A 5,168-nucleotide genomic window follows, 5' to 3' on the forward strand; every position below is an offset into this window, starting at 1 on the left:
CCCGGTGAACTCGGAGCGCAGTTGGTGAGCCGATACCTGAGCTGGAAAAAGGCTGGCACCCTTTAATTCGGTGCCAGCGCTACCGCATTCTGCTATCAGGCCGAAGCACTTTGGGGGTGAAAGCTGAAATACCGCTGCAACGCCAAGATCAACTGCATGTAGTCGACTGGCATCGTCTGCAACAAGAACCCTGAGTCGTAATTACCGGGTGTCTCGTCCTCCTGACTCCAGAGACAGGACGCATTAAGATCAACCACTTTGGTCTCGCCGTCAGCGTTCGGGATCTTGAGCCGCAGCTCAAAATCCGCGCCCACTAAGATGGGCAGATTGCTGATCAGCATAAAGCCATGTTCTGAAACGTTGCCCAAATATCCCATCGGCTTGTCGGTATAACGGTTGAATATCTGTAAATAGTAAGGCAACTGGTGACGCTCGATTCGTCGCTCGATTAGCATGTCTGACTGTCGCTATGAATAACCATTAAGCATGGTTGCGCTAGTGCTATGTGATTACTCGCCGGAACGGGCAGTTTTGCCCCCGCCTAGAGAGATCTCCCTTTTATATCTCCGCGCAGTACATCGAGCCAACGCCGCCAGTGAATCTGCGTGGGTGCTCATATGCGTGGGAATTGCCGGTCCGTGGCAGTAGGTGCGCTCGTTACACCAGTGCCTCCGCTCCTTGTAACCATATCCTAGCTCAACACTGGCCCTAAGCCACTCAAAAAGATAACCACCCATCCAATTGAGTGTTTTTCTTATAGCGGTACGGGATTCGTTTGAGCAGAGTTTTCCCCATGAATATGACCTAGCTGCTGCAAAGTATCCAGTCGCGCACGCGCCCTGAATGCATATTCGCTGGCTGGGTATTCAGTCAGGATGAACTGGTAAGTCTGTGCGGCATCGACGTACATTTTCTGACGTTCCAGGCACTGGCCACGCAACATCGACACTTCCGGCTGGATGTAGCGACGTGTGCGGCTTTCGCGTTCGACCTGGGACAACTCAAGTATCACGCTATCGCAATTTCCCGCGGCATACGAGCGGTACGCACTATTTAAATGCTCATCCATCGACCACCGGGTACAACCAACGACACTCGCCATCAGGGCAAAAACGATCAAAACTCTCATGTGACTCTCCTGTGCTCTGCAGGCTATCGACCCGGCATCAGAATTCTTCAGGGTGTTTTTTGCCCTGTGTCCTGGTGCGCAGGTAGTGCAAAGGAACAATGACTACAGGCCAAGACAGTAGTAGCCTCACGCTGCGCTTCAACTTAGGAGACTGTGCATGACCGTTCGTCGCACCAAAATCGTCGCCACTCTGGGCCCCGCCAGTAATTCGCCGGAAGTCCTAGAACAACTGATCCTGTCAGGTCTGGACGTTGCTCGTCTGAACTTTTCTCACGGCACCCCGGAAGAGCACAAGGCTCGCGCCCTCCTAGTCCGGTCGATTGCCGCCAAGCACGGGCGCTTTGTCGCTCTGTTGGGTGACTTGCAGGGCCCGAAAATCCGGATCGCCAAATTCGCCAACAAGAAGATCGAGCTGAAAGTCGGTGACCTGTTCACCTTCTCTACCACTCATCCTCTGAATGAAGGCACTCAGGACGTCGTCGGCATCGACTATCCGGACCTGGTCAAAGACTGCGGCGTAGGCGACGAGCTGCTGCTCGACGACGGCCGCGTGGTCATGCGCGTTGACACGGCTACTGTCGACGCCTTGCACTGCACCGTCTTGATTGGCGGCCCGCTGTCTGACCATAAAGGCATCAACCGTCGCGGCGGCGGTCTTACCGCGCCCGCCTTGACCGAGAAAGACAAGGTCGACATCAAGCTGGCAGCGGAAATGGAGCTGGATTACCTGGCCGTTTCGTTCCCACGCGATGCCGCCGACATGGAATACGCGCGCAAACTGCGTGACGAATCAGGTGGTACTGCCTGGTTGGTGGCTAAGATTGAACGTGCTGAAGCCGTGGCTAACGACGAAACCCTCGATGCCCTGATTAAAGCCAGTGACGCGGTGATGGTTGCCCGTGGCGACCTCGGCGTTGAAATCGGTGACGCAGAGTTGGTCGGCGTTCAGAAGCGCATCATCTTGCACGCACGTCGCCACAACAAAGCGGTGATCGTAGCGACGCAGATGATGGAGTCGATGATTCAGAACCCGATGCCGACCCGCGCAGAAGTGTCTGACGTGGCGAACGCCGTATTGGACTACACCGATGCGGTCATGCTTTCGGCAGAAAGTGCTGCAGGCTCGTACCCGATTGAAGCAGTCCAGGCCATGGCACGGATTTGTGTCGGCGCTGAAAAGCACCCGACCGGTAAATCCTCCAGCCACCGCATCGGCACCAGCTTCGAGCGTTGCGACGAAAGCATCGCCTTGGCAGCCATGTACACGGCGAACCACTTCCCCGGTGTGAAAGCGATCATCGCCCTCACCGAGAGCGGTTACACACCGTTGATCATGTCGCGGATTCGTTCCTCGGTGCCGATCTACGCGTTCTCCCCGCACCGCGAAACACAGGCGCGCGCCGCCATGTTCCGTGGCGTCTACACCGTACCGTTCGACCCGGGAGCGCTGGAGCCTGGCAAAGTCAGCCAGTCTGCAGTGGACGAGTTGCTCAAACGCGGTCTGGTGGAAAAAGGCGATTGGGTGATCCTGACCAAGGGTGATAGCTATCACACCATTGGCGGCACCAACGGCATGAAAATCCTGCACGTCGGCGATCCAATGGTCTAAGACCGCCCCGGCAGTATCAAAAGCCCTGGCTCGAAAGAGTCGGGGCTTTTTTGTGGGGTGAATGCGGCGAAGCACATTCTTTGTAGGAGCTGCCGAAGGCTGCGATTTCTCTGGCCCAATCGCGGCCTTCGGCAGCTCCTACGAGTAACGACGAAGGCTATCTAACGGCTGGGATTCAGCTGCGACTTAGAAACACATCAGCCAATAACTGACTGCGTGGCAACCCAGCCATATACAAACGCTTGGCGAACTGCTCGACGCTGGCTGGGCCGCCGCACAGCAAGGCCATGGTCTGCCGCGAGAGGACTCGCAACTCAGCCAATGCTGTTGGCAGTTCGGCCGTGGTAACCAGTTGAATATTCACCTGCGGATGCACCAAAGCCAATTCCGCCAAAGGACCCGCAAGATAATGCTCGCTGACATCATGGGCCACATGAATGACCCGAATAGCGCCCTGATGGTCCTGACGCAATGCTTCGCGAAGTATTCCCCACAGCGGCCCGAGGCCAGTCCCGGCGGCCAGCAACCATAGCGGACGGTTTTGCCAGTCCGGATCATATTGCAGCGCCCCGCCGCGAAGCTCACCCAGGCGCATCGGGTCGCCGGGCTGCAACTGACGCGCAGCGTCACTAAACGCCCCGGGCTGGCGACAATCGAGGTGAAACTCCAGGAAACGGTCTTCTTCGGGAAGGCTTGCCAGCGAATACGGACGGGCGACGCCGTCAGCCGTCCAGAGTACAAGATGCTGCCCCGCGCGATATCGCAGCGGTCGATCCGGTACCAGACGTAAACGCAAAACGGTGGAACTGAGCCAGTCGCAACGGTCGACCTTTGCAGGCAAACCATCGAGCAATGGGTCGAAGACTTCCACCGTCAGGTTATCGACCACCTGGCATTGGCACGCCAACCTCCAGCCTTGCTGGCGCTTGCTTGCCTCCAGCGCCTGGGGCAACGCATCTGCCGGTTCACCACTCAAACACCGCACCAGGCAGGCATGACAACTACCTGCCCGACAACTGTAGGGCACCGCAACACCTGCGCTATTTAACGCATCCAGCAGATTACTGGACGCCGCGACCGACCAACGCCGATCACCTACTTGAAGCTCAGGCATCAAGGTGTTCCCACGCCGCGGCACAGCGATTACGGCCGCCGCGCTTGGCCCGATACAACGCCTGATCAGCGCGCTGCAAGGCCTCGTCGAGATTGTCGCCCACGTCCAACAGCGTCATGCCCACTGACAGGCTTATATCGGGTACAACAATGCCAACAAGCTCGATACGGGTAAACGCTTCACGCAGCCGCTCACAACAATGAGTCAAGTGTTCGGCGGTGCAGTTCGGTATCAACAATACAAACTCCTCGCCACCATAACGAGCCAATACGTCACCCTCGCGCAGGCAAGCGGTCGCCACGGCGGCAAATGCCTGCAATACCTGGTCGCCAGCCGCATGACCATAGGCGTCGTTTATACGTTTGAAGTGGTCCAGGTCAATCAATGCCAAGCCATGAGAATAAGAACGGTCTAAAGCCTCCAGTTCCCGGGAGGCCATGCGAAGAAAATGGCGGCGATTGAACAAACCCGTCAATTCATCGGTTGCGACCAAGCCTTCAAGTTGGCGCATCATGCCGCGCAAGGTGTCTTGGTGGGCCTGAAGAGCGAAACGCCGTTGACGCATCTTTTGCTGGGAAGCTTGGACATAACGCGCATAGAAACACAGCCACAGTAGCACCACGAACAGTGTCAGTACCTGCAGCGCGGCCAAGCCCGGGTCTGGCAGTTGCAGGTGAAAAGCTTCCCACAGATTAAGGCCGGCGAAGCTGATAAACACAAACGCCAAACACCGTAAAAACGCTTTCGGCCGCAGGTGAAACAGGCCAAACAGCATAATGACGACATACATCACGAGGAATGCGCCACGCGCAGTGTGCAAGTGAGCCAGCAGATAGGTTTGCCAGCCCAGCCCCAACATTACCTGAAACTCAGTCAGGCTGGGGTCACGGAAACGCAGGTTATACCCAGACTGAAACACCGCCCACAGCAGCGTTTGGCTCAGAATCACCAAGCAAGCGCTGACGTAAGCTTCGAGTGCCGAAGCTTGATAATAATGAGTAAGAATTGCTACCCAAGTCAGCGCCAGCACCAGCACATACGTGCCCGCTGCTAGCGCAAATCTCTTTAGTAACAAGTCCTGTATGGCTTTTTCGGTCACTCGTTGACTCACCGTACTCAAAGGGACTCCTTCCCATTTCGGTATAAACCGCTAGGTGGCTAATTCCATCAGCCTGCGTTCGGCCCATTGCAATCACGCCTCAGCGAACACCGTAGAGGCCACTAGCCACTTTAGTAGCACCACTCATAAATAACTATTCAATTTTCGAATTGAACGATGCGTCGTTATTATTGCCACGCAAAAAGGGTGCCCGCTC

At 56.3% G+C, this 5,168-nt stretch carries 5 protein-coding genes; 1 reads left to right on the forward strand and 4 read right to left on the reverse strand.

What is annotated here, in order from left to right; translation table 11 throughout:
• Nucleotides 1-95: 95 nt before the first annotated feature.
• Both M0974_RS31625 and M0974_RS31630 read right to left on the reverse strand, forming a co-directional pair.
• A complete protein-coding gene (locus tag M0974_RS31625) occupies nucleotides 96-455 on the reverse strand; it encodes a PilZ domain-containing protein (protein ID WP_297846039.1) in 360 nt (119 codons plus the stop codon).
• A gap of 299 nt (nucleotides 456-754) precedes the next feature.
• The gene (locus tag M0974_RS31630; RefSeq protein ID WP_297846040.1) at nucleotides 755-1,129 is read right to left on the reverse strand and encodes a tetratricopeptide repeat protein; all 375 of its coding nucleotides are present in this window, start codon (nucleotides 1,127-1,129) and stop codon (nucleotides 755-757) included.
• 157 nt (nucleotides 1,130-1,286) lie between these two features.
• On the opposite strand from M0974_RS31630, the gene pyk reads away from it, so the two are divergent.
• The gene (gene pyk / locus M0974_RS31635; RefSeq protein WP_297846041.1) at nucleotides 1,287-2,738 is read left to right on the forward strand and encodes a pyruvate kinase; all 1,452 of its coding nucleotides are present in this window, start codon (nucleotides 1,287-1,289) and stop codon (nucleotides 2,736-2,738) included.
• A 175-nt stretch (nucleotides 2,739-2,913) separates the two neighbouring features.
• Here pyk and M0974_RS31640 read toward each other — a convergent pair whose 3' ends face one another.
• The gene (locus tag M0974_RS31640; RefSeq protein WP_297846043.1) at nucleotides 2,914-3,852 is read right to left on the reverse strand and encodes an iron-sulfur-binding ferredoxin reductase; all 939 of its coding nucleotides are present in this window, start codon (nucleotides 3,850-3,852) and stop codon (nucleotides 2,914-2,916) included.
• Complete coding sequence (locus M0974_RS31645) at nucleotides 3,845-4,951, reverse strand: diguanylate cyclase (protein WP_297846046.1); 1,107 nt, start codon at nucleotides 4,949-4,951, stop codon at nucleotides 3,845-3,847. Before M0974_RS31645 ends, M0974_RS31640 begins: the two co-directional genes overlap by 8 nt.
• Nucleotides 4,952-5,168 lie beyond the last annotated feature (217 nt).

Origin of the sequence: Pseudomonas sp. (assembly GCF_026224925.1) — a bacterium.
GTDB lineage: Bacteria > Pseudomonadota > Gammaproteobacteria > Pseudomonadales > Pseudomonadaceae > Aquipseudomonas.

Coding starts and splice junctions, on each gene's coding strand:
- M0974_RS31640 (WP_297846043.1), bottom strand. CDS start 3,852: ATGCCTGAGCTTCAAGTAGGTGATCGGCGTTGGTCGGTCGCGGCGTCC.
- M0974_RS31625 (WP_297846039.1), bottom strand. CDS start 455: ATGCTAATCGAGCGACGAATCGAGCGTCACCAGTTGCCTTACTATTTA.
- M0974_RS31630 (WP_297846040.1), bottom strand. CDS start 1,129: ATGAGAGTTTTGATCGTTTTTGCCCTGATGGCGAGTGTCGTTGGTTGT.
- pyk (WP_297846041.1), top strand. CDS start 1,287: ATGACCGTTCGTCGCACCAAAATCGTCGCCACTCTGGGCCCCGCCAGT.